The 21,696-nt window shown below is 40.4% G+C and carries 26 protein-coding genes and 1 riboswitch; of the genes, 3 read left to right on the top strand and 23 right to left on the bottom strand.

What is annotated here, in order from left to right; genetic code table 11:
- Positions 1 to 28: 28 nt before the first annotated feature.
- From MHB58_RS06020 to MHB58_RS05965, 12 genes are all read right to left on the bottom strand, one after another.
- Positions 29 to 1,099, bottom strand: coding sequence for a branched-chain amino acid aminotransferase (locus MHB58_RS06020; RefSeq protein WP_065217000.1), 1,071 nt, complete (start codon positions 1,097 to 1,099; stop codon positions 29 to 31).
- 142 nt (positions 1,100 to 1,241) lie between these two features.
- Positions 1,242 to 1,916 (bottom strand): hypothetical protein, encoded by a 675-nt coding sequence (locus tag MHB58_RS06015; protein WP_340734861.1) that lies wholly within the window; start codon positions 1,914 to 1,916, stop codon positions 1,242 to 1,244.
- Positions 1,913 to 2,407, bottom strand: a complete 495-nt coding sequence (locus tag MHB58_RS06010; protein ID WP_014824383.1) for an ECF transporter S component — start codon at positions 2,405 to 2,407, stop codon at positions 1,913 to 1,915. The genes MHB58_RS06015 and MHB58_RS06010 overlap by 4 nt, the downstream gene beginning before the upstream one ends.
- Positions 2,394 to 2,822: a bifunctional adenosylcobinamide kinase/adenosylcobinamide-phosphate guanylyltransferase gene (locus MHB58_RS06005; protein ID WP_008408033.1), complete on the bottom strand. Its 429-nt coding sequence runs from the start codon at positions 2,820 to 2,822 to the stop codon at positions 2,394 to 2,396. Before MHB58_RS06005 ends, MHB58_RS06010 begins: the two co-directional genes overlap by 14 nt.
- The gene (locus MHB58_RS06000; RefSeq protein ID WP_340734860.1) at positions 2,765 to 3,370 is read right to left on the bottom strand and encodes a histidine phosphatase family protein; all 606 of its coding nucleotides are present in this window, start codon (positions 3,368 to 3,370) and stop codon (positions 2,765 to 2,767) included. Before MHB58_RS06000 ends, MHB58_RS06005 begins: the two co-directional genes overlap by 58 nt.
- Positions 3,343 to 4,116, bottom strand: a complete 774-nt coding sequence (cobS, locus tag MHB58_RS05995) for an adenosylcobinamide-GDP ribazoletransferase (RefSeq protein WP_340734859.1) — start codon at positions 4,114 to 4,116, stop codon at positions 3,343 to 3,345. The genes MHB58_RS06000 and cobS overlap by 28 nt, the downstream gene beginning before the upstream one ends.
- Before the next feature lie 12 nt (positions 4,117 to 4,128).
- Entirely contained in the window at positions 4,129 to 4,671 is a 543-nt protein-coding gene (locus tag MHB58_RS05990) for a bifunctional adenosylcobinamide kinase/adenosylcobinamide-phosphate guanylyltransferase (RefSeq protein ID WP_340734858.1), read from the bottom strand.
- A 198-nt stretch (positions 4,672 to 4,869) separates the two neighbouring features.
- Positions 4,870 to 5,823 carry an ABC transporter substrate-binding protein gene (locus tag MHB58_RS05985; protein WP_339264062.1) on the bottom strand — a complete coding sequence of 318 codons (954 nt, stop codon included), beginning with the start codon at positions 5,821 to 5,823 and terminating at the stop codon, positions 4,870 to 4,872.
- Complete coding sequence (locus MHB58_RS05980) at positions 5,813 to 6,370, bottom strand: hypothetical protein (protein WP_339264061.1); 558 nt, start codon at positions 6,368 to 6,370, stop codon at positions 5,813 to 5,815. The genes MHB58_RS05985 and MHB58_RS05980 overlap by 11 nt, the downstream gene beginning before the upstream one ends.
- Positions 6,371 to 6,530: 160 nt before the next feature.
- Positions 6,531 to 6,712: riboswitch (cobalamin riboswitch) on the bottom strand.
- Positions 6,713 to 6,763: 51 nt separating this feature from the next.
- On the bottom strand, positions 6,764 to 7,174 hold the full coding sequence (locus MHB58_RS05975; protein ID WP_014824390.1) for a Fur family transcriptional regulator: 411 nt from the start codon (positions 7,172 to 7,174) through the stop codon (positions 6,764 to 6,766).
- Entirely contained in the window at positions 7,171 to 8,037 is an 867-nt protein-coding gene (locus MHB58_RS05970) for a metal ABC transporter permease (RefSeq protein ID WP_008408024.1), read from the bottom strand. The genes MHB58_RS05975 and MHB58_RS05970 overlap by 4 nt, the downstream gene beginning before the upstream one ends.
- 15 nt (positions 8,038 to 8,052) lie before the next feature.
- Positions 8,053 to 8,799, bottom strand: a complete 747-nt coding sequence (locus tag MHB58_RS05965; RefSeq protein WP_008408022.1) for a metal ABC transporter ATP-binding protein — start codon at positions 8,797 to 8,799, stop codon at positions 8,053 to 8,055.
- A gap of 296 nt (positions 8,800 to 9,095) precedes the next feature.
- On the opposite strand from MHB58_RS05965, the gene MHB58_RS05960 reads away from it, so the two are divergent.
- Positions 9,096 to 9,329, top strand: a complete 234-nt coding sequence (locus tag MHB58_RS05960; protein WP_008408021.1) for a hypothetical protein — start codon at positions 9,096 to 9,098, stop codon at positions 9,327 to 9,329.
- A gap of 137 nt (positions 9,330 to 9,466) precedes the next feature.
- Here MHB58_RS05960 and MHB58_RS05955 read toward each other — a convergent pair whose 3' ends face one another.
- The 4 genes from MHB58_RS05955 to MHB58_RS05940 all read right to left on the bottom strand — a co-directional run bounded on the left by MHB58_RS05955 (position 9,467) and on the right by MHB58_RS05940 (position 13,910).
- Entirely contained in the window at positions 9,467 to 10,084 is a 618-nt protein-coding gene (locus tag MHB58_RS05955; RefSeq protein ID WP_340734857.1) for a pyroglutamyl-peptidase I, read from the bottom strand.
- Positions 10,085 to 10,097: 13 nt separating this feature from the next.
- Positions 10,098 to 11,516: a D-alanyl-D-alanine carboxypeptidase/D-alanyl-D-alanine endopeptidase gene (gene dacB / locus MHB58_RS05950; RefSeq protein ID WP_065217012.1), complete on the bottom strand. Its 1,419-nt coding sequence runs from the start codon at positions 11,514 to 11,516 to the stop codon at positions 10,098 to 10,100.
- 126 nt (positions 11,517 to 11,642) lie between these two features.
- Positions 11,643 to 12,530 carry a deoxyribonuclease IV gene (locus MHB58_RS05945; RefSeq protein WP_008408018.1) on the bottom strand — a complete coding sequence of 296 codons (888 nt, stop codon included), beginning with the start codon at positions 12,528 to 12,530 and terminating at the stop codon, positions 11,643 to 11,645.
- A gap of 69 nt (positions 12,531 to 12,599) precedes the next feature.
- Positions 12,600 to 13,910, bottom strand: a complete 1,311-nt coding sequence (locus MHB58_RS05940; RefSeq protein WP_008408017.1) for a DEAD/DEAH box helicase — start codon at positions 13,908 to 13,910, stop codon at positions 12,600 to 12,602.
- Between the two features lie 158 nt (positions 13,911 to 14,068).
- On the opposite strand from MHB58_RS05940, the gene vrrA reads away from it, so the two are divergent.
- Positions 14,069 to 14,593 (top strand): VrrA/YqfQ family protein, encoded by a 525-nt coding sequence (gene vrrA, locus MHB58_RS05935; protein ID WP_065217013.1) that lies wholly within the window; start codon positions 14,069 to 14,071, stop codon positions 14,591 to 14,593.
- Positions 14,594 to 14,726: 133 nt separating this feature from the next.
- Here the strand turns inward: vrrA and MHB58_RS05930 are convergent, their stop codons facing one another.
- Positions 14,727 to 15,599, bottom strand: a complete 873-nt coding sequence (locus tag MHB58_RS05930; protein WP_014824394.1) for an SDR family oxidoreductase — start codon at positions 15,597 to 15,599, stop codon at positions 14,727 to 14,729.
- 111 nt (positions 15,600 to 15,710) lie between these two features.
- Positions 15,711 to 15,989 carry a DUF1450 domain-containing protein gene (locus tag MHB58_RS05925; RefSeq protein WP_082990876.1) on the bottom strand — a complete coding sequence of 93 codons (279 nt, stop codon included), beginning with the start codon at positions 15,987 to 15,989 and terminating at the stop codon, positions 15,711 to 15,713.
- A gap of 196 nt (positions 15,990 to 16,185) precedes the next feature.
- On the opposite strand from MHB58_RS05925, the gene MHB58_RS05920 reads away from it, so the two are divergent.
- Positions 16,186 to 17,154 (top strand): 4-hydroxy-3-methylbut-2-enyl diphosphate reductase, encoded by a 969-nt coding sequence (locus MHB58_RS05920; RefSeq protein WP_014824396.1) that lies wholly within the window; start codon positions 16,186 to 16,188, stop codon positions 17,152 to 17,154.
- Positions 17,155 to 17,227: 73 nt separating this feature from the next.
- Here MHB58_RS05920 and MHB58_RS05915 read toward each other — a convergent pair whose 3' ends face one another.
- The 5 genes from MHB58_RS05915 to MHB58_RS05895 all read right to left on the bottom strand — a co-directional run bounded on the left by MHB58_RS05915 (position 17,228) and on the right by MHB58_RS05895 (position 21,534).
- Positions 17,228 to 18,349 (bottom strand): Nif3-like dinuclear metal center hexameric protein, encoded by a 1,122-nt coding sequence (locus MHB58_RS05915; protein ID WP_065217015.1) that lies wholly within the window; start codon positions 18,347 to 18,349, stop codon positions 17,228 to 17,230.
- Entirely contained in the window at positions 18,346 to 19,041 is a 696-nt protein-coding gene (locus MHB58_RS05910; protein WP_008403104.1) for a tRNA (adenine(22)-N(1))-methyltransferase, read from the bottom strand. Before MHB58_RS05910 ends, MHB58_RS05915 begins: the two co-directional genes overlap by 4 nt.
- 126 nt (positions 19,042 to 19,167) lie before the next feature.
- Positions 19,168 to 19,506, bottom strand: coding sequence for a c-type cytochrome (locus tag MHB58_RS05905; RefSeq protein ID WP_008403106.1), 339 nt, complete (start codon positions 19,504 to 19,506; stop codon positions 19,168 to 19,170).
- Positions 19,507 to 19,656: 150 nt separating this feature from the next.
- Positions 19,657 to 20,793: an acyl-CoA dehydrogenase family protein gene (locus tag MHB58_RS05900; RefSeq protein WP_008403107.1), complete on the bottom strand. Its 1,137-nt coding sequence runs from the start codon at positions 20,791 to 20,793 to the stop codon at positions 19,657 to 19,659.
- A gap of 186 nt (positions 20,794 to 20,979) precedes the next feature.
- Positions 20,980 to 21,534 (bottom strand): hypothetical protein, encoded by a 555-nt coding sequence (locus MHB58_RS05895; RefSeq protein WP_065217016.1) that lies wholly within the window; start codon positions 21,532 to 21,534, stop codon positions 20,980 to 20,982.
- Positions 21,535 to 21,696: the final 162 nt, after the last annotated feature.

Here is a 21,696-nt window from a genome sequence, read left to right as displayed (position 1 = left end):
TAACGGAAAATGCTGTATTTTCTTTTTATTAAATTTTAACCGTCCAGCCAAATGTATCGGCAACTTTACCGTACTGGATGCCTGTTAATGTATCGTAAAGCATTTGTGTTACTTCACCGATTTGGCCATTGTTGACAGAAATGACATCATCCAGCCATTTCAGCTCCCCTACCGGCGAAATTACAGCGGCAGTTCCTGTACCGAACGCCTCTTCCAATGTGCCGTTTTTAGCAGCTTCCACAACTTCTTCAAAGGCAATTGCTCGCTCTTCAATCGGGATATTTTTTGATTTTAATACTTCAATCATCGAATCGCGTGTAATCCCTGGTAAAATACTGCCGTTTAATGCAGGCGTAATTACTTTTCCTGAAATTTTAAAGAAGATGTTCATACTGCCGACTTCTTCTACGTATTTATTTTCTTTCCCGTCCAGCCATAATGTTTGAGAATAGCCTTGTTGTGCAGCAATTTCTGACCCTTTTAAGCTCGAAGCATAGTTGCCGGCAGTTTTCGCTTCACCTGTACCGCCAACTACGGCACGCACGTATTGCTGTTCGACTAAAATTTTGACTGGATTAATGCCTTCTTTATAATAAGAGCCAACCGGTGACATAATAATCATAAATTTATAGCTTTTCGCAGGATTTACACCTAAATAGCTCTCTGTTGCAATAATAAATGGTCGAATATAAAGAGAAGTACCTGGTGATGTCGGAACCCACTCACGGTCTACTCGAATTAACTCTTTTAATGCTTCTAATGCAAAATCCTCGTCAATCGGTGGAATGCAAAGACGTGCATTAGAAGTATTTAAACGTTGGAAGTTTCGGTCCGGGCGAAATAACTGGACTTCCCCATCTTCTGTCATATATGCTTTTAAACCTTCAAATACCGCTTGTCCATAGTGGAATACCATCGCAGCAGGACTTAATGTAATCGGAGCATATGGTGTAATTGTCGCATTATGCCATCCTTTTCCATCTTCATAATCCATAACAAACATATGGTCAGTAAAAATCTTACCAAAACCAAGCTGTTCTGCAGGTGTTTTTTCTTTTCTATTTGTTGATAACTCAGTTGTAATTTGGTATGTTGTCATAATCTCATGCTCCTTAACTAATTTTAAGTTGATACACTATATCATACCATGTTATTTTTAGAAAATTTAGTATTTTTTAATTTCCGTCAAAAAATATTTTATTCTAGCAGTTTTATTAGTTTTCGAGCAAATTTCTACCCAATCACTCTTTTGCTTTTATAAGTTTTCTAACAGGTGCTGTTATACTATGTAAGAACGTTTCTTCATGTTCCTTTTTCACAGCAGCCATAACCGCACATGACGGACCTGCAGAATCGGTTAAATTGACATCGGCTGTATAACACTCTCCGGTAAAACGTGTAATTTCTGCCCCGACTCCCTTAGAACCTGTTGGCCATATTGCTTGGATGAAGCCATTGATCAGTCCTTCATACACCTCATTTAAATGTGCAATTTTATGTGGATTTTCTATCACATCATTTCCGACAAGCGGTTCGCCGATAACATAAAACTCACAACGATCCGTATTCCGTTCGAATTGTTTTTTTCCAAGCATCGTAAGAGAGACCGCCGACTGAAGCGACTGGAAATTCGTTTCACTCGAGCCCATTAAAGGAGGCATTTCCAGCCCCATTTCCGAAAATGCTCTTTTAAACCCTTGTTCATACTCTGACCATACTTCATCGCCCGAGAAATTGGCCATTAATAATTGAACCGGGATGGCACCCGCGCAAAGCTGCTCTAAAATAGCAGTACGTGCTGTAAAATAGGCGGTCACTTCATTGGGTACCTGTACAATATCATGCTCTTTTGTGCCGATACAACCCGAATTATCAATCGAAACGACTAACCCGTTCACTTCTATCGAGTTTCTCATACATTAACCCCTACCCGCTGTACGACTGTTTTCAATACAGGCATGACAAGTATTGCGATCAGGCAGTTTACAGCTGTCGCAATTGTTAATGAGGCAATCGAGCCGATGTAAAATGCCGGAGAAATAAGAAAATAAAATGGAATCGGTGCAATAATACCATTTGCGATAATGACAAATATCCATTTTAAAATTTGAAGGCCTTTTTGATGCATAGCTGCAAAGACCGCAACAATCACAAACATTTCCGCCGCAATTAAAAGATGTAAAATGCCTAGCGGGAAACCGGATGTGAATCCTGTCGCGACATGCCCGAGTGCTCCTGCCGCGCCTGCAAAAACTGGCGGTAGAAAGATTGCACTAATTAAAGCAGGAGCAGAATCGAGTGCAGCTGTTGCCACGACCCCTACCGGCACTTTAATAAAACTGCCAATCACACAAATAGCCGCAATTAATGCTGTTAAAATAATTAAACGTAATTTAGTTTTGTTCATGAGAATCTCCTTTTAAAATTTGTGGTATGCCGTACCATACACGAATGACCGTCTGTGCTTCATTGCAAAGCTTCTGGTATAGCCTACCGCAAGTGTCTCTTAATTGCCGTGCTTCTTTTTCAAGCGGGACAACACCGCGGCTCGTATCTGTACAAATACAGATCAGTTCTGCCTGTTCAGCAATTTGCATAATCTGTCCGAAAATTTGCTGTGCCACCTTTTCTTCGGATTCATGAAGATACGGTAAAATCATCTGTTCAAAATTGCTTATTATGTAACGCTCGTTTTCTTTTATTTCTTCCGGTTGTGGTAAGTATCCTTCATAAATAATCAGTTCTTTTTCCGGTAACTGCGCGATCACTTTTTCTGCATATTTTCGTTTACCGTTATGTGCGCCTCCGAGTATAACGTACATCTCGCACCTCCTATGAGTTCCTCTATCGTATTCCAGCCAAGTGTGTAAATCGTTCGATGATTGGCCACTGTTTGCTGAAAGGATTGCGCTTTCCCCCCGTAAACGGCAAGTAATAAACGAATCACTCCTCCGTGTACGATCAGCGTATATTCTTTCTTTTCATTTACAATTTCACGAAAGCCTTTCAATACACGCTGCTTGAACTGGAAAAAGGTTTCCCCGTTTGGGATCGGATGATTAGTCGGGTCATCAATCCAAGCCCGGTATATTCCTTTATGCTGCAATTGTTCATATGTACACATTTCAAAGTCCCCAAAATGCAGCTCACGCAAATTTCGGGTAGCGATAAATTCGGCATTCGGAAAATAACATTGTGAAGTTTCACGGCATCTCCGTAAATCGCTCCCATAAACGATACCTGGCTGTAGATCGATCTTGGCTTCCACTTTTTTCAGGATCGGTTCATCTGTCCAGCCAATATATTTCCGTTCTGTATTTGCTTTCGTTTTTTCGTGCCTGATTAAATGCACAGTAATATCGTGAGCCATAGGACAACCTCCAATCCTTCACCGAGCGCACCGAGCAAATCGCCTGTAACACCGCCGAAATGTTTCCTTGACCAATTCCGGTAAAAAACAACGGCTACCAGCATCACGACAACTAAAATAAATAAGCTGAATGCACCAATGTAAAACCAGCTTACAAATGCTAGAATACTTTGAAAAACGATTAAAAAAACAAGCTTATTTCGAATGACAATCCCTTTAAAATAAGCAGCGAGTCCCTTTTCTTTTGCCGGCTGCATCGTTACAAAATAGAGCAGCATCCCCATTCGCGCTATAAAAGGAATAAAGATTAAATAGGGCACAATCGCCAATTGCCCATACGTCAACATTTCATAAATAACGCCGATTTTTAATACAAGTAAACCAAAAACACTAAGTACCCCAAATGCGCCTGTTCGCGGATCATCTAATATCTCCAGCCGTTTCTCCTTTTCTCCATAGGAAAAGAACGCATCGCTCATATCGATCCAGCCGTCTAAATGCAGTCCACCTGTCAGAACGATTAATCCGATCACAATCAAAATCGCCAACAGCAACTCTGTAACCTCACTATAGCGAGATAGTATAAATACACCACTACTAATGATGGACCCGATAAGTAAACCGACAATCGGTAAAAATCCATACATCCATGTAACAGACTTGGCATTCATATCCAGCTGTTTTTTTATCGGCACTGCCGAAAAAAATTGCCAAGCTAACAAAAAACCGCTCAAACTATTTTTCAACTTGGTTCCTCCTTACTTCCAACGCTGTACAAGCTGAAATTGTACTTCATATGCTTCATCACTATTTTGGACAATCCATTGATGAAGCTCACCTAATAATTTGCGATACAAATTTACCTCATCATACTGTGATGGCAGTTCATCCAGCACTTCATTTGATACAACTATTATTGTAGCACCTTGCTTCCGCCATGTTAGCAATTGCTTTTGCAGTGATTCGATACAATTATCGATGTACTCGCTATTTTCATTTTTTTGTTCATATGTATACAGTACATTCGAAAGCCATGTTGTCACACATTCAAAAAGCACAACATCATTATTTGAAAGCTGCTCGATCGTAACAGGAATCTGTGCTTGCATTTCCACTGTGTTCCAATGGGCGTTCTGATTTTCGCGGTCTTGCTGATGGCGGATAATTCGTTTTTCCATTTCCTCATCAAAGGATACACCTGTCGCGACATAGTAGAGCGTCTTTTCTTCACCTAACTGCCTAGCAAATTTTTCTGCAAAAGCACTTTTGCCGCTGCGCACACCACCGGTTATAAAAATCAATCGTATCCCCCCTTATATTTATCAATTACGCCGAGGCGTAATTGCGTCCGTATTCGGCTTTGCGCTGAAGCGCAAAGAATTCATCGCCGAAGTCGTGACATCCGCCGGAAGCCAATTAATTTCATTCAGCGATATCCGCTGAATGAAGTTAATTGAAAAAGACATGCCTAAACTTAGGCATGTCCTTCTATTCTATACTTATTTAAATAGTTCCGGGTATACTGATTGTGCCATAATTTCAACGGCTTCACCAATACGCGGTCCAGGACGGGACATAATATCTCCATCGACCAGATAAACTGCCTTTTCTGAAACTGCCTGTATTTTATCCCAACCTGTGCGTCCTAGAATCTCGTCAACTGCATTTTCCATATAGGTTGCCGGTGTAATAATAATTTCAGGATTACGAGTAATGACATCTTCTTCCGTCACACTAATCCAGCTCGTCTGATCAGCAAAAATATTTTCAACATTGGCGTGATCCATTATTTCCTGCTGGAACGTACTGCTGCCGGTAGTCCAAAGATCCGGAGCTGGCGAAACTTCATAATATGCTTTTTTCTTCGTATCAATTGTCGCTGTTTTTTCTTGTACTGTTTTGATTTGTGCTTTAATGTCGGCTACAATTTCTTCGCCTTTTTCTTTTACATCCATTACTTCGGACAGTTGGATAATATCCGTATAAACATCATCAAATGTCGCAGCCGAAGCAATTACAAATACTTTCAAACCTGCATCTTCCAATTGGGCAATTTGTGCTTCCTCCCCAATTGTATAGGCAACTACGACATCCGGATCCAATTCCAGAATTCGCTCTGCATCGATGACAGTAGAAGTCGACACACGTTCAATTTTTTGTGCGGCTTCCGGATATGTATCATATTCTGTTGCCCCGATAATTTGTTCACCGACACCCAGCTCAAACAAAATTTCTGTATTGCTAGGCTGCAGGGAAATAATCGTTTCCGGTACTTCATCGAATGTTACTTCAACACCACGATCATCAACAACTGTATACGGTACACCTTCACTTTTCGAACCGGCCTGCTCTTCTTTTTTCACATCATTTTCAGACTTTTCATCATTTGATCCGCATGCTGCTAATAAGAATGTTGCCGCTAAAGCAACGATCCATTTGTTCTTAAATTTCATTTGTTGTAACCCCTTTTTTCTTTTTCGTCGGATAAGATTTTGAGATAAATGGAATTTCCTCTTGTTGATGCTGCTGATTCATATAGACCGCCATGACAAAAAACACATTGGCAAGCAGCCCGAGAAAATCAAACAAAATTTCATCCACTTCTCTTTCCTCGCTCACTTTATGTAATGCCCTGTAAGACTTTTTCGCCTCACTGCGGCAAATATGCAGTCTTGCTGCACTTTCGATTCCTTGTGGCAGTACAAACTGCTGAATCGCTTCTCCAACTTCACTTACATAAAAATCGTATCGATCGCTTAGCCATTGCAAATCCTCAAATGTAATGGCTAATTTACCTCTTACCGAACCATTGACATGATAAGCTAACGGTTGGATTCTCCTCAAATCTTCCAAAACGAGCTGACCGGAAGCATCATCAACTAACGTCGGAAAGACTGTACCGATTCGCGTTGTTAAAGAATCGGTGCGGATTTCATAGTCGACGCAGCATGATTTTTCCCTCATAAACGGATAACAGGAAAAACGGATATCCTTTTTCATAAAATTCTCCTCACTTCAAGTAGTGCCTCACGAAATTACGAGTGTACGAAAAAAAGCCACCCAAGAAAATGGATGGCTTCAAAAATCAAAAAAGAGTGCTGCAAAAGGATGCTCATTCGATCAGTGACTGCCGTACATTCTCTTTAATTCCGAAGAGGGATGTTACGATAAGAAAAAGATTGGTCTCCTGGCTCTGCGTTTCACTTTACTCATAAGTACCTTCCCGCTATATTAGCAGTGGTCTCACACTTATTTTCATCAACGCTTACAGTTACGGAAATAGCTTCGGATTTACACCGAATTCCCATTTATGCATAATGCATCTTTTTCCTGCAAATTTATTCAATTTGTCTTAATCACTTTAGCATATTAACAGAAATATGCAATGGAAATTTACAAACAATCCGGACATTTGCCATAAATCTCAAATTTGTGTGCTTCTACAGCATAACCCGGCAGCTTTTCACCGAGCATTTCCATCGGGCAAACAGACAGTTCCTTTACATTCCCGCAATCACGGCAAATAAAATGGTGGTGATGATGATCCGACTCACAATGCATACGGAAGTTACGCTCACCGTTTAATTCTGTTTCTTCTAGAATATCAAGCTCCACGAAAGTAGCGAGGTTACGGTAAATTGTATCGAAACTCATCCCAGGGAAATCTTTTTTCAATACTGATAACAAATCACGGGCAGTCAAATATTTGTCTGTAGCTGCAAACATACCCAAAATCAACTCTCGTTTATCCGTCTTTTTATAGCCATTATCCTTTAATATTTCCCACGCGCGCGCTGCATTCACAGTATCTCTTCCCCTTCCGATTTAATTGTGAATTTCAAAACAAGCTTTTTGATTAAAATTACTAATAGCAAGATCAAAATAGATGTGACAACAATTGTTCCACCCGGTGCCAAGTTCAGGTAAAATGCAGAAATGAGTCCGATTACTACTGCCAGCTCTCCAAATACAATCGCTAAAATAATCGCCTCTTTAAAACCGCGAGCTAAACGCATCGCTGCAGCTACCGGCAATGTCATTAAGCTTGAAACAAGCAAAATCCCGACAATACGCATACTTGCTGCGATAACGAGTGCGACAACGATCATGAACAATAAATGAATCCATTTCGCAGGTAAACCGCTCGCTTTCGCATATTCCTCATCGAATGACAATACGAAAAGCTCTTTAAAAAATAAAACTAAAAATAATACAACTACGACTGCAATTGCCAGCACAACATATAGATCCTGACGTGATACAGCCGATACAGAGCCAAATAAATAGCTCATTAAATCGGTATTAAATCCGCTTGCAAGTGATATTAAAATGGCACTCACACCGATTCCGCCCGACATAATAATTGGTATCGCAAGTTCTTCATAATGTTTATATAGTCGGCGTAATCGTTCAATTAAGATCGAACCACTTACAGATGCGATAATCCCTAAATAAATCGGGTTCAGCAAAGCCAGCGCTGCAAACGATTGGCTCAAGTACAGGCTCCCGGCAATCCCCGCCAGTGTTACATGCGACAGTGCATCCGCAATTAGCGATAAACGTCTTACTACGATAAATACACCAAGCAATGGTGCAATTACTCCAATAACAAGCCCTGAGAAAAAGGCATTTTGCAAAAATTCATAGTTTAATATTGCTTCTATCATAACGGCCTGCTCCTCTTAGTGAATCTTTCGAACAGAGTGGCCGTTCCAGCTAGCAATCTGTTCTTCCGAAATCGTATCAAAATCATTTTTGTACCCGTGGAAATGAATCGACTGATTTAAGCACGCTACATGACTGACACGATCCGAAACCGTGTCCACATCATGTGTAACTAAAATCATCGTCATATTGTGATGCTTATTTAAATGTGCGAGCATATCATAGAATGCCTGCACATTTTCTCGGTCAATTCCGACTGTCGGTTCATCCAAAATAAGAAGCTTCGGATCGGATACTAAAGCACGTGCAATGAACACACGCTGCTGCTGCCCGCCGGAAAGCTGTCCAATATTCCGTTTTAGAAATTTATCCATGCCGACATCTTTTAAAGCACTTTTCACTAAAATATCCGCATCTTTTGGATAGCGTTTAAACAGCCCTACCTTTTGCGATAAACCACTCTTCACGACTTCTTCGACCGTTGCAGGAAACCCCGAGTTAAAGGCATTGGATTTTTGAGAAACATAGCCAATCCATTCGCGGTGTTTAAAATGGCTTGCTTGTTCGCCAAATAATTTAATTTCCCCTGACATAGGCTTTAACAGTCCTAAAATCAATTTCAAAAGTGTCGATTTACCGGAGCCGTTTTGCCCAATTAATGCTAAAAAATCGCCTTCATTGACACGTAGTGAAATATTTTTCAATGCTTGTGTGTATTCATATTGAAAGGAAACATCCTTCAATTCTATCAATGGTTTTTTCATTTCGTTCGCTTCTTTCTAATTCAAAATCATTACGATTTACATCAAGTTAGTATAATGCAGTTTTTTGTTTATGTAAAGGGATTAAGGTTGAACTTCAATCAGTGGGGATTTTTTTCATCCCCCACTGAAAGTTAGTTTAACCAATCGGGCTTTTACGGGTAGTTGACCTCCCACCTATCCTTTTCGATCTGATTAGGTTTAGAGGCGGGAGTCTTGGCTCTGCCGCTACGCTTTCGAGGCAGATAAATTATTACCCGTTAATGCGGGATAAACTTGAAAGGATGAAGATAATTCAAATGCTACAATGGCTTGATAACTTAAAAGGAATGAATGACAGGCAACTGCAGGATTTCGCCAAACAGCAGGGACTTGAATTGAGCATAGAAGAAGTTCAGAAGCTGCAAAAAATTCTGAAGCATGCCAATATCAGCTGGGCTCTTACCGGCGTTCCAAAAGAAGTTTTAAAAAAAATTCAGAAGCTGCTTGGGGATAGACGTTATAAAAAATTAATGAAGTTAGTCGGTTTGTAATTTAGACGGTTTTTCAGAACACATTTTTTTGTAATGCTACCTGCTCCGTAAATTACTTTCCAATCTTTTAAAAACAAAAATCAGCCGCAACACGGCTGATTTTTTTGTCTTATTATTTTCCGATTAATTTAAATGCCTTATCCAGCATTCTTACCTACACATACATCGAGTGCCAGTTCAATGGCCGCTGTTAAATCACGCATTGACCAGCCCGGAATCCGGCCGTGCTCGATCGCCAGCTCGAATGATGCAGGTATATGAATAAATCCTGCAGCTCGGATTGCTTCATTCTTTGCAGCGTAGTACAAACCTTCATACATTATATTATTACATAAATATGTTCCGGCAGAATTGGATATTGCTGTCGGATAACCTGCAGAATTTAAACGGTTGACAATTTTACGTATCGGCAATGTCGACAAATACGCAACATCCCCATCTCCTTTGATCGGTGCATCCTCAAATGCATTCCCTGCATTGTCCTTTTCCCCATCTTTTACATTCAATGCAACACGTTCCGGAGAAATTTTCGTAATGCCCGCCGCTAAGCCTAATGAAACAATAATCGTCGGCTTCACTTCTTCGACCAGTGCCAAAAACTGTTCCGGTGCTTTTGCAAAATCGACAGACAATACATGGCCAACAATTTCATACTGACCGATTGATTTTCCGTTCAGTGCCTGTACCACTTCCATTGTAGGGTTGATCGGATTTGATAAAAACGGTTCAAATCCTGTTAAAAGTAATTTCTCCATCTGTCTTGCCCCTCTATAAGTTTTTTACAAGCGCTGCCATTGTACGGTCAATATATACATTTCCACTTGATTTATTTTCCAGTAGGATCGAGAAGATATATTGTTTTCCGCTTTGGCCTTTCATATAACCTGATAATGTATATACATTCGGGATATAGCCTGTTTTTGCATAAATTCTATTTTGCAAAGCACTGTTTGTTAAACGGCTTTTTAATGTACCGCCGACCATGCGATCTTTATTGCCGGCGACTGGCAACGAATCAAAAAATGTACCGAAATAAGATTCTTTTTGAACTTTGTACAATAGCTGCGAAAGTCCGTTTGACGTTACACGGTTTGAATTGGACAATCCAGAACCATCTGCAAAACGCCAGTTGTTCACAGGAATATCCAATGAAGCACTGTATTTTTTCAGTAACGTGGCACCTTTGTTCGTACTGCCTTCACCTAGCTGCTGCTTACCCATTGCCTTTACAAGAATATCGGCAATACTGTTGTTGCTCAGCTTCATAAATGCCGGAAAAATGGCTGCCAACGTGCGTGATTCATTCGTGTAAAGCAATGTTGCCTTTTGCGGAACTTTTCCTAATTCCACTTTCGAACTCTTCACAAATTTTAAACCTGTCCCTTGCAGCGTCTGCTTAATTGCCTGCATTGTGTTTTTCGACGGGTCCTGCAATGTTACCCATTCCTTCTTACTGCTCCCTTGTGGCAGGTTTCCGGAAATGATAATACGGTTTGTATTGTAGGCACGCTCGATTGTTATTGTATTACGACTTCCTTTACTAACTGTTTTTGCTTGGTTGGAAATGACCATACCGCTTAAATTCGGTTCAATCGAATAGGTCGGTTTTGCTCCAACTTTACCAGGCTTTGCAGTAATAATGACCGTACTCGCATCAAAGTCATTGTTTTGTGACATCGTAATCGCAGCAGTACGCGCACCGAAGTAATACGTCTCATCCGACTTTAGAACACCCGGTGGCAATGTACTGCCGGAAAATGCTGTATCATCACCGATTAAATGACCATTGATTGTACGAATGCCAATGCGCTTCAATTCTTTTGCAAACTCTAAAAAGTCATCTTTTTTTAATGTCGGATCGCCACTGCCTTTTATGTAAACATTTCCATTTAATGTATCGTTGACAATAATTCCATCGATATATAAATTTGTTTTAAAACGATAGTCCTCGCCTAAAATCGACAATGCTGCAGCACCGGAAACTAATTTCATATTGGAAGCCGGTCGCATCAGTTTGTCCCCGTTTTGGGAATAGACGATTTTCCCGCTCTCTGCGTCACGAATCGTCACTGCTGCATTACTTTTCCCTAAATGTGTTGTAACCGCACCATTGATCGATGCGAAACTTTGAATAGGCAATGAAAAGAATAACGCTAACAAAATGACGAGCTGAAATATTTTTTTCATCAACTGATACCTCCTTTTGAATATTGCTAATTTACAGTTAACTCATTATAACAAATTATGTCATAAAAAACGCAAAAAAACATACTTTGCATCAAATTTGTGCCAAGTATGTTTTTCTTATTCTTATTATTCGCGCATTGCATCAATTAGAGCTGGCTGGAATTCACTATTGCGAAGCATCGCAATTTCATGTAAATATGGCGCTTTTTTGTTTTTTGCATCCGGACCGACAAATGGTGTTTCCAGTATTTTCGGTAAATGCATTAACTGTGGATGATGAACAATATAGTGCATTGCCTCAAAACCGATTTCACCAAAACCGATATTTTCATGACGGTCTTTTCCAGCACCGCGCACATTTTTCGAATCATTAATGTGCAGTACTTTTAAACGATCCAACCCGATGACTTTATCAAATTCATTTAACACTCCGTCAAAGTCACCTGTAACGTCGTAGCCGGCGTCATGAATATGGCATGTGTCCATACAAATCGACAGGCGCTCATTGTTTGTCACACCATCGATAATACGTGCCAATTCTTCAAATGTACGACCGATTTCAGTGCCTTTGCCCGCCATCGTTTCCAATGCGATCTGTACTGGGTAGTCCTGTGTCAGCACTTCATTTAAACCTTCTACAATCCGTTCAATACCCGCATCAACACCTGCACCGACATGCGCACCAGGATGCAGTACGATTTGTGTCGCCTCCAATGCAGCAGTACGTTTAATTTCTTCCTGCAAAAAGTTTACGCCAAGCTCAAAAGTTTCCGGTTTTGTCGTATTCCCTAAATTGATAATATACGGTGCATGGACAACAATGTTGGATAGTCCGTTCTCTTTCATATGGAGCAGGCCCTTCATAATATTCAGCTCTTCAATCGGCTTTCTGCGCGTATTTTGAGGTGCGCCTGTATAGATCATAAAAGTATTGGCACCATAGCTTAATGCTTCTTCGCTGGCACCTAGCAGCATTTTTTTTCCGCTCATCGAAACATGTGAACCTAATAACATTCTACTTTCCTCCATTTAACGAATAAACAGGCTGCATAGAAAAATCATTCTAAGCAGCCCCTTGTGTAATTAGTTATTGTTGCGGCGCGCTTTAATACGGCGTTCGCGTTTTTTCACTTTTTCCATTTCCCACTTCATATTACGTTTATAGCCTGGTTTAACTTTCTTCGGCTTACGTACTAGGGCTTTGGCTTTTGCATCGATTTCATCTTCTTTACGCTCACCTTTACGGCTTGCACGCTGGTGACGGTCTTTTAAGTCAGACCATTCGCCATTTTTAATATCTTTTTGTACAAATGGAATCCCCATTTTTTCGATGCGTACTACTGCATCCTCATCTTCCGGCTGGAATAACGTAATCGCTGTTCCTTTTGAGCCGGCACGTGCTGTACGACCAACACGGTGAATGAAGAACTCAAGATCTTCCGGAATTTCATAGTTGATAACATGCGAAATCCCTTGAATATCAATACCACGTGCAGCTAAATCTGTTGCTACGATATATTGGAACTCAAGATCACGTACTTGCTTCATCATTTTTTTACGGTCACGCGGACTTAAATCTCCGTGGATTTGTCCTGCACGGATACCTTGTTCTGCTAAAAAGCTCGCTACCGATTCTGCATTTTTACGTGTGTTACAGAAAATAACAGCAAGGAATGGATTGATTCCCTTAATTACTTCAAGTAAACGTGTATTACGTGCCTTCGAACGTACAGGTACTAATACAAAGTCAATGCCTTCCGCCACCGGACGTTTATCATTCATATGAATATGGATCGGTGAATCCATGTATTTCTTTAAGAATGGTTTTAATTTTTCTGGAATTGTCGCTGAGAACACGAACATTTCAAGCTTTTCAGGCATATGCGACGCAAAGCCGTCAATATCTTCAATGAAGCCCATGTCAAATGCCAGATCTGCTTCATCGACAACTAAAATCGGCGCAGTGTGAACAAGCAATGCATTTTCTTTCACCAAATCTTTAATACGACCCGGTGTACCTACAACGATTTGAGGCTGTGTTTTTAATCGGTCGATTGTACGTTGTTTGTCCGTACCGCCGATAAATAATTTTGTTGAAATTTCCGTTCCTTCAACAAGCTGGTTTAACGCATCAAAAATTTGTTGTGCCAGTTCTCGTGTCGGCGACGTGATAACCGCCTGTACTTCTTGTTTTTCTTCTACAATACGCTCTACGATCGGCAATAAAAAACTATGTGTTTTTCCTGTTCCTGTATGAGCTTGTCCGATTGCACTCTTACCTTTTAATACGAGTGGAATCATTTCTTTTTGAATGGGTGTCGGCTCTGTAAATCCAAGCTTTGCAATGGCGTCCTGCAAAAATGGCTTGAATTGATAATCAGTATATTTTGACATTCACGTACCTCCTTACATCTTTCCTATTGTACCATAATTCGTACATTTAAGTGACCATCTGCATATCATAACGGTAAATAGTTTCAACGTCAAACTGTTGGGACGAATTTATGAAAGAAAATTGAAATATCATGTCCATTTTTAGAAAGGAGTTTATTATGCGCCCACCTTATTACTTTCCACCTCAAGGAATGATGAATCAAATGCCGGTTGCACCACGTTTTCCAATGTATGCACCATACATGATGCGAGGCCCGAGTCCAGGAGGAGGTCCGATTCCTGGAATAGGAGCTATTCCTGGAGCTGGTCAATTTATGAACCAAATGCCAATTTCACCTCAGGCAGCTGTGCAAGGTGCAGCAGGTGCACCGAAGCTCGAAGGGTTTTTATCAGGAGCAAACTCTTTATTTAGTAATGCCCAAAAGTTCACACCATATATTCAGCAGGCAGCCCCAATGTTTAAAAATCTGCCCGCTTTATGGCGTTTATATAAAGGATTTAAAGAAACTTCCGACCCGCTGGAGTCTTCTACTGTTTCAATGCCGCAGGAACGGCCAAGAGAGAGAGAAAGAGTGAGAGAAAGAGGAAATCCACGAGGCAACCGGCGAGAACAGGAGCCAGTTGAGGAGAAAATTACGACAAAACCATCATTACCGAAAATATTTCAGCCTCCATTTGAATAACAAAATAAAAGCTACCCCCAAGCAAATGAGTGCAGATTCGTTTCTATTACGAGTCCTCTCATATGCGTAATGGAGTAGCTTTCTATTTTTAACCGTGTATACTTACTGAATCAATATACTCCTTGGATCATGCTTATGAACACATAGTGCCGCCGCCATTTACATGGATACATTGGCCGGTAATATATGTTCCGTCTTGGGATGCCAGCAGCACATATGCTCCAGCAAGCTCACTCGGCTGTCCTGGGCGTTTTAATGGTGTTTCAGTACCGAATTCCGCTACTTGATCCGCATCGAATGTAGAAGGAATTAATGGTGTCCAAATCGGTCCTGGTGCGACCATATTTACGCGGATTCCTCGATCAGCTATATTTTGTGCTAAACTTCTGACAAAGCCTACAATCGCACCTTTTGTCGATGTATAATCAATTAAAATCGAATGGCCTCGGTAGGCATTGACCGATGTCGTACATATAATAGAATCTCCCTGCCCCAAATGCGGAACAGCTTCTTTGCATAAATAAAAAATACCATCCAAATTTGTACGGAATGTTTTGTCCCATTGTTCGACCGTAATATCTAAAAATGAATCGACAGGATATTGTACCGCTGCATTATTTACGACAATATTAATTTGCTGGAAATGGTCAAGTGCTGTCTTTACAAGTTTTTTACTTGTTTCATAATCACCGATATCCCCTTCAACAAGAATCGCCTGAACGCCTTCTTTTTCAACCAGTTGTTTCGTTTCTTCTGCATCGGATTGCTCTTTTTCCAAATAGTTTATAACAAGATTTGCACCTTCTTTTGCGTAGGCAATGGCAACCGCTCGGCCAATTCCTGAATCACCGCCCGTAATAATTGCCACTTTGCCTTTTAACTTATCGCTTCCCGAATATTCATAAGGCTGTGTTGGTAATGGGTTCATTTTGCTTTCGATTCCAGGTTGTGATGGCTGAGTTTGTGCGGGTGTACCGCCAACTTGTTTATTTTCAACGTTTGTCATGAAAGAAACACTCCTCTATTGAAATATTGTTATAAAGTTTTAGTGAAAAGTTTTCGATTGTTCCGTTCACATAAAACTATTTATGTAATATTTTTTCCCCGGCTATGTAGTTTAAAACAAAACTGAATTTTCTTTCAGCTCATTCACCACATTTTGTAAGAGTGTTTCGGCATCTTCTGCTTTGATCAGTTCACCATTTACAATCGCAAATAGATGACATTCGCAAATTTCACAGTTTGAAGTACAGCCGGATTCCGTTAATTCAATATCTTCCCGCTCCAGCAGCACATCATATACATCTGCTGCGCCGAGCGATAAATTCGTCATGCAAAACTCCACCTGATTTTTTAAAGTTACTGATTTATTCCTCCTAAAAAAAGAAAACGCCATCCCATTTCCCCACTTTACGTTTTATTTATTTCTGCTATTATAGCAAACGTTCACAAAATTCTGTACTTATGCGAATACTTCGCGATCTCGCGACATTTCCATCGAATTTACTAGAGATTTCAGTAAGCGAACTTTGAATAAAGCATACACGTCCTATATAATGAAATTACAGGGCTTTGAAAGGAGTTACGTATAAATGAAAGTTGTTAAAATTAATCCGCGTGGATACTGCTATGGGGTAGTAGACGCTATGGTCATTGCACGCAATGCCGCACTTGATCCTACATTACCAAGACCAATCTACATTTTAGGTATGATTGTACACAATAAACATGTTACAGATGCATTTGAACAAGATGGCATCATTACGCTTGATGGCGACAACCGTAAAGAAATAATTGAACAGGTAGAGCAAGGCACAGTTATTTTCACGGCACACGGTGTATCACCTGAAATCCGTGAAATCGCGAAACGTAAAGGACTCGTATCAATTGACGCGACTTGCCCGGACGTTACGGTGACACATGACTTAATCCGCGAAAAAACAGCAGAAGGCTACGATATTATTTATATCGGTAAAAAGGGACATCCTGAACCGGAAGGCGCAATCGGTGTTGCACCAGACCATGTTCACCTAGTTCAATCGATGAACGATATCGATAATCTTGCTTTTGAAAATGAAAAAATTCTCGTAACAAACCAAACAACAATGAGCCAATGGGATGTCGCTTTTCTGATGGATAGTTTAAAAGAAAAATTCCCTCATGTCGAAGTGCATAAAGAAATTTGCCTGGCGACACAAGTCCGTCAAGAAGCAGTAGCTGAACAGGCCGGTGCTTCCGATTTATTAATCGTTGTAGGCGATCCAAAATCGAACAACTCGAACCGTTTAACACAAGTATCAGTAGAGATTGCCGGAACACCATCTTACCGCATTTCGGATATTTCAGAGCTGCAAATTGAATGGCTGGAAAACGTTGAAACAGTAGCAGTAACAGCAGGCGCTTCAACACCGACACCAATCGTTAAGGAAGTCATTTCATTCTTGGAGAAGTTCGACAAAAATGATCCTGCAACACATGAAATTGTACGCTCCGTAACTTTGGACAAAATTTTACCGAAAATTAAAGCTCCAAAACCAGTTGAAAAAATTATGCCTTACTAACGCCAAATAAGCGAACCTAAAAAATCTCAATTTTCTTCTACCGGAGAAAATTGAGATTTTTTGTTGTTCCTGATTAAATAAACTGAAACGGTTCTGTATTGATTTTGGATTGGATAAATTCAACAGGCAATTTTTGATCCGCACATAAAGAAGCCATTTTTTCTGCCACACCTTTAATCATGACCTTTTCGACATGGTGACCTGGATCGATAATGCTTAAGCCTTCCACTTCTGCATCCTGCGCCATATGGAAGCCAATATCTCCTGTTACAAATACATCAGCCCCCGCAAATTTTGCAGCACGAATATATTTATTGCCGTCTCCTCCAACAACTGCAACCTTCTGGACAACACGGTCCAAAGGTCCAACAGCACGCAGACAAGGCACGTCCAACTGAACCTTCACGAATTGGGCAAATTCCCGTAATGTCATTGGTTGTTTTAACTTACCGATTCGACCAAGTCCTTGTGCATTCGTATCAACATCCATCGTAAACAGATCATATGCAGGCTCTTCGTACGGGTGATTGTTTAGCATCGCCTTTAATATTTTATTTTTCATCGATTGCGGGAACACGACTTCCACTTTTTCCTCTTCCTCGATGTGAAGCTCACCGATCTCTCCTACAGCCGGATCTGCTCCTTCTGTTGCACGAAAACGGCCTTTACCTTCCAGTGTATAGCTGCATGCCTCATAATGGCCTAAACGACCGGCTCCGGCTTTAGCCAGCACATCACGCAAAGCATCTGCATCATCCACAGGAACGAATACGGCTAGCTTCATCATTTTTTCTTCGAACGACACTTCCAGAATTTTGCGGTTTTCCAGTTGCAAAGCATCTGCCAGTAAATCATTGACCCCGCCCGGCGCTACATCGAGATTCGTGTGCGCTGCATATACTGCGATATCATTTTTCAGACACTTTTCATACAGTGCCCCTTTCGGATTATCTGTACGCAAGTTTGAGAGCTTCATAAAGATCGGCGGATGATGGGCAATAATAAGCTCACAGCCGTTGTAGATCGCTTCATCTACGACTTCATTTGTCACGTCAAGTGTTACAAGCACTTTTGTGACAGGCTTATTTAACGTACCAATGGCCAAGCCGATCGGATCATTCGGCATGCATGCATATTTTTTAGGTGACCATGATTCAAATACTTGGATAATCTCGTTGCCATTTACGGATTTCACGCAATCGCCTCCTGTACCATTTTAATGTAATGTGTAAGTTGTTCATATTTTTCCTGATTATCAGGTGTTTTTTCCGCTTCTGAAATTGCTTGTTGAACACGTTGCCAATTCGCGATTTCACGTGACCACTTTTCAATGAAAACAGGTACTTTTGTTTCCATCAGCTTCGGTCCAAGCAAAGTTTGCGCTTCGTTTAATTTCATTTCACCGCGCTGTAATACAAGGACCTCATAAATTTTCCCATCCTCTTCTAAAATGACCTCATCCTGGATTGCCCAGCCATTTTCCATGGCCCATTCACGGATGGCCTTTGCATGAATATTCGGCTGTAAAATTAAACGGGTTACCGATTTTAAAGCTTGTGGATGCTTTTCTAAAATGGACACGATCAATGGTCCGCCCATCCCTGCAATTGTAACGGCTGTAATTTCATCCGCTTCTTCAACAGCCGCCAGACCATCTGCCATGCGTACTGTAATTTTATCTGTTAAGCCTTCAGTGCGAACCTGTTTTACAGCTGATTCATAAGGTCCTTTTACAACCTCACCCGCTACTGCACGTGCAGCAATACCTTTATGCACTAAATAACATGGCAGGTAGGCATGGTCACTTCCGATATCCGCTACAATTGCTCCTGTCGGTACAAATGAAGCGACCGTTTCCAGTCGTTTTGAAAGTTTTTGTGCGTTCATATTTATATATCCTCTTTTCTATATCACAAACTACCCCTATTATATAGAACTTTCACAAAAACGTCTCTTTCCAGAATACAAAAAAGTGCAGAACAGGATTACTCCATTTCTGCACTTGATTATTCATTATAAACCTGAAATATACTCAGCTACCGCATCTGCTTCCGCTTCGTTTTTAAGAACTGGCGGCATCATGCCGTTATCCGAACCATTTAATGCGAAGTCTTTAATATGCTCAGCATCTAATCCAACGATTGAAGGACCTCCACCACCAGTTAAATCACCACCGTGGCACGAAATACAGTTCTTTTGAGCAATATCTTCACCATTTAATTCAGCAGTTTCCCCTGAATGTTCGCCGTCCGCACTGTTTTTATCAGCTGCACCCTCAAATGACATGAAGAAAATTAGTCCGATACCGAATGCCATGATAAGTACGTAAGGAATAAGTGGATTGTTTCTCATTGCGTTCCCCTCCCTCATTAAATATTCTATTTCATGCTAGACATTAGCCTAGTAAACAATATTAATTGTACTTGATTCTATGGAAAACCGAAAGAGTTTACGGACAAGTTTTACTAGCTTTGTAACAATTTTACCAATTTGCTATTTCTATCATAATATATGTCTTGCAATTACCATTTTCTGTACTTCAGACGTACCTTCCCCAATTTCCAACAGTTTTGCATCCCGTAAAAAGCGTTCCACTTCATATTCTTTCATATAGCCGTAGCCGCCATGAATTTGAATGGCTTCATCGCAAACTTCCATTGCCATCTCGGAAGCGTAGTATTTGGCGATAGCAGCCTCTTTGCCGAATGGACGCCCCTGATCCTTCAACCATGCCGCTTTATACACAAATGTCCGCGCTAATTGTATTTTTACCTCCATATCAGCCAATTTAAACTGCGTTGCCTGAAAATCTGCCAGTGCCTTTCCGAATTGCTTACGTTCTTTTGCATATTGAACAGCTTTATTTAATGCGCCTTGTGCAATTCCAACTGCCATTGCCGCAATACCGATCCGGCCTCCGTCAAGCGTCGTTAAAAATTGTTTAAAGCCATTCCCCCGGACTCCTAGTAAATTCTCTTCCGGAACGCGGACATTTTCTAAAATCAATTCCGTTGTATTCGAAGCATTTAAGCCCATTTTTTCGTATTCCGACTTAATCGTAAACCCTTTTGCATCAGTCGGTACAATTATGGCGCTGATTTCTTTTTTGTTTCCATCTCGATTTGTAATAGCTGTTAACGCTAAATGTTTGGCATAACTTGCATTTGTAATAAAAACTTTCGACCCGTTAATGACAAATTCTCCATTATCCAACACAGCGGTAGTTTCTGTCCCACCTGCATCAGAACCGGCATTAGGCTCTGTTAAACCGAATGCGCCGAATGATTCACCTGTACAGATCGGCGTTAAGTATTTTTCCTTCTGCGCTTCTGTACCGAATAAATGCAATGGTGCACCGCCTAATGAAATATGTGCCGAATATGTAATTCCTGTCGAAGCACATGTACGGCTCAACTCTTCGGTAACAATCGCAAAGCTGATTGTATCTGCACCCGCCCCGCCATATTGTTCTGGAAATGGCAGACCCATAATGCCCATATTGGATAGTTCTTTAAAAATTTCTACTGGGAAGGCTTTCGTTTTATCACGCTCGATTGCTCCTGGTGCCACTACTTCATCCGAAAACTCACGTATCATCTTTTGTAACATCGCTTGCTCAGTTGTTAAATCAAAATGCATACCATTCATCCTCTCAGCCTATTTCATTTCAATTCTATTGTAATCTAAAAATATGTATTTTTACAGAAAATATATGTATTTTGCAGAGTATTTTGTAAATCAATACAAAAAAGCCATGCAGAAAAGTTTCATTTCTTCTGCATAGCTTAAAAGAATAGTATAAGTTTATGTATTATTTTGATCTTCCTACAGGAAATAAATCCATGCACTAATAATGGCAATTAACCCAAGAACGCCTGAGATCGTAAAATAAATAATTTTCAGCATGACACCGCTTAACAGCCAGAATAAACAGTTCACAATAAGGATGATATAAAGCATTTCATTATTGCCGGCAAAATATGTTGTACTCACTTTCAATGTTACACCTAAAATCGCTAAAGCGGTCGCCAGCTGCAGCATCACTGCCATCAGATGGTTTCTTTTTGCAAAATAGATAGCCCCGATCAGACAGCCTGTTGCAAAAACTGCGGCAACAGCAATGACAACCCATTCGAACTGCATTGTAAACAGTAGCAACAACATAACAAATGCACTGATTGGAAAGAACATCGATAGATTGCGGTTTTTTCGTTTTTCGACATTTATGACGGCATTTTTTGACTTTCCTTCAATCTCTTCTTGATGATTTCCTTCCGAATAAAGGGACATCAAAAAATCGCAATAATGTTCTGGTAACATTTTATTTTGTTTCCAGAACGTGATTTCATTCATAATAATTTGTTTTTTTGGATTTGACATCGTTTCGCTCCAAATCTGTATTTATATGCTACATCATATTGTAAATAATTCACGAATAAACAACATCGGTAAAAAGCAATACCATTATTCTTGGAAAATAGTAATTACCTGCTATATTTACACAAAAAAAGATGAAGAGTAAAATACTCCTTCATCTTTTTC

It is taken from the genome of Solibacillus sp. FSL K6-1554, assembly GCF_038005185.1.
In the GTDB taxonomy this organism is placed as follows: Bacteria; Bacillota; Bacilli; order Bacillales_A; family Planococcaceae; genus Solibacillus; species Solibacillus silvestris.
This window is presented reverse-complemented; position numbering and strand designations above follow the sequence as displayed.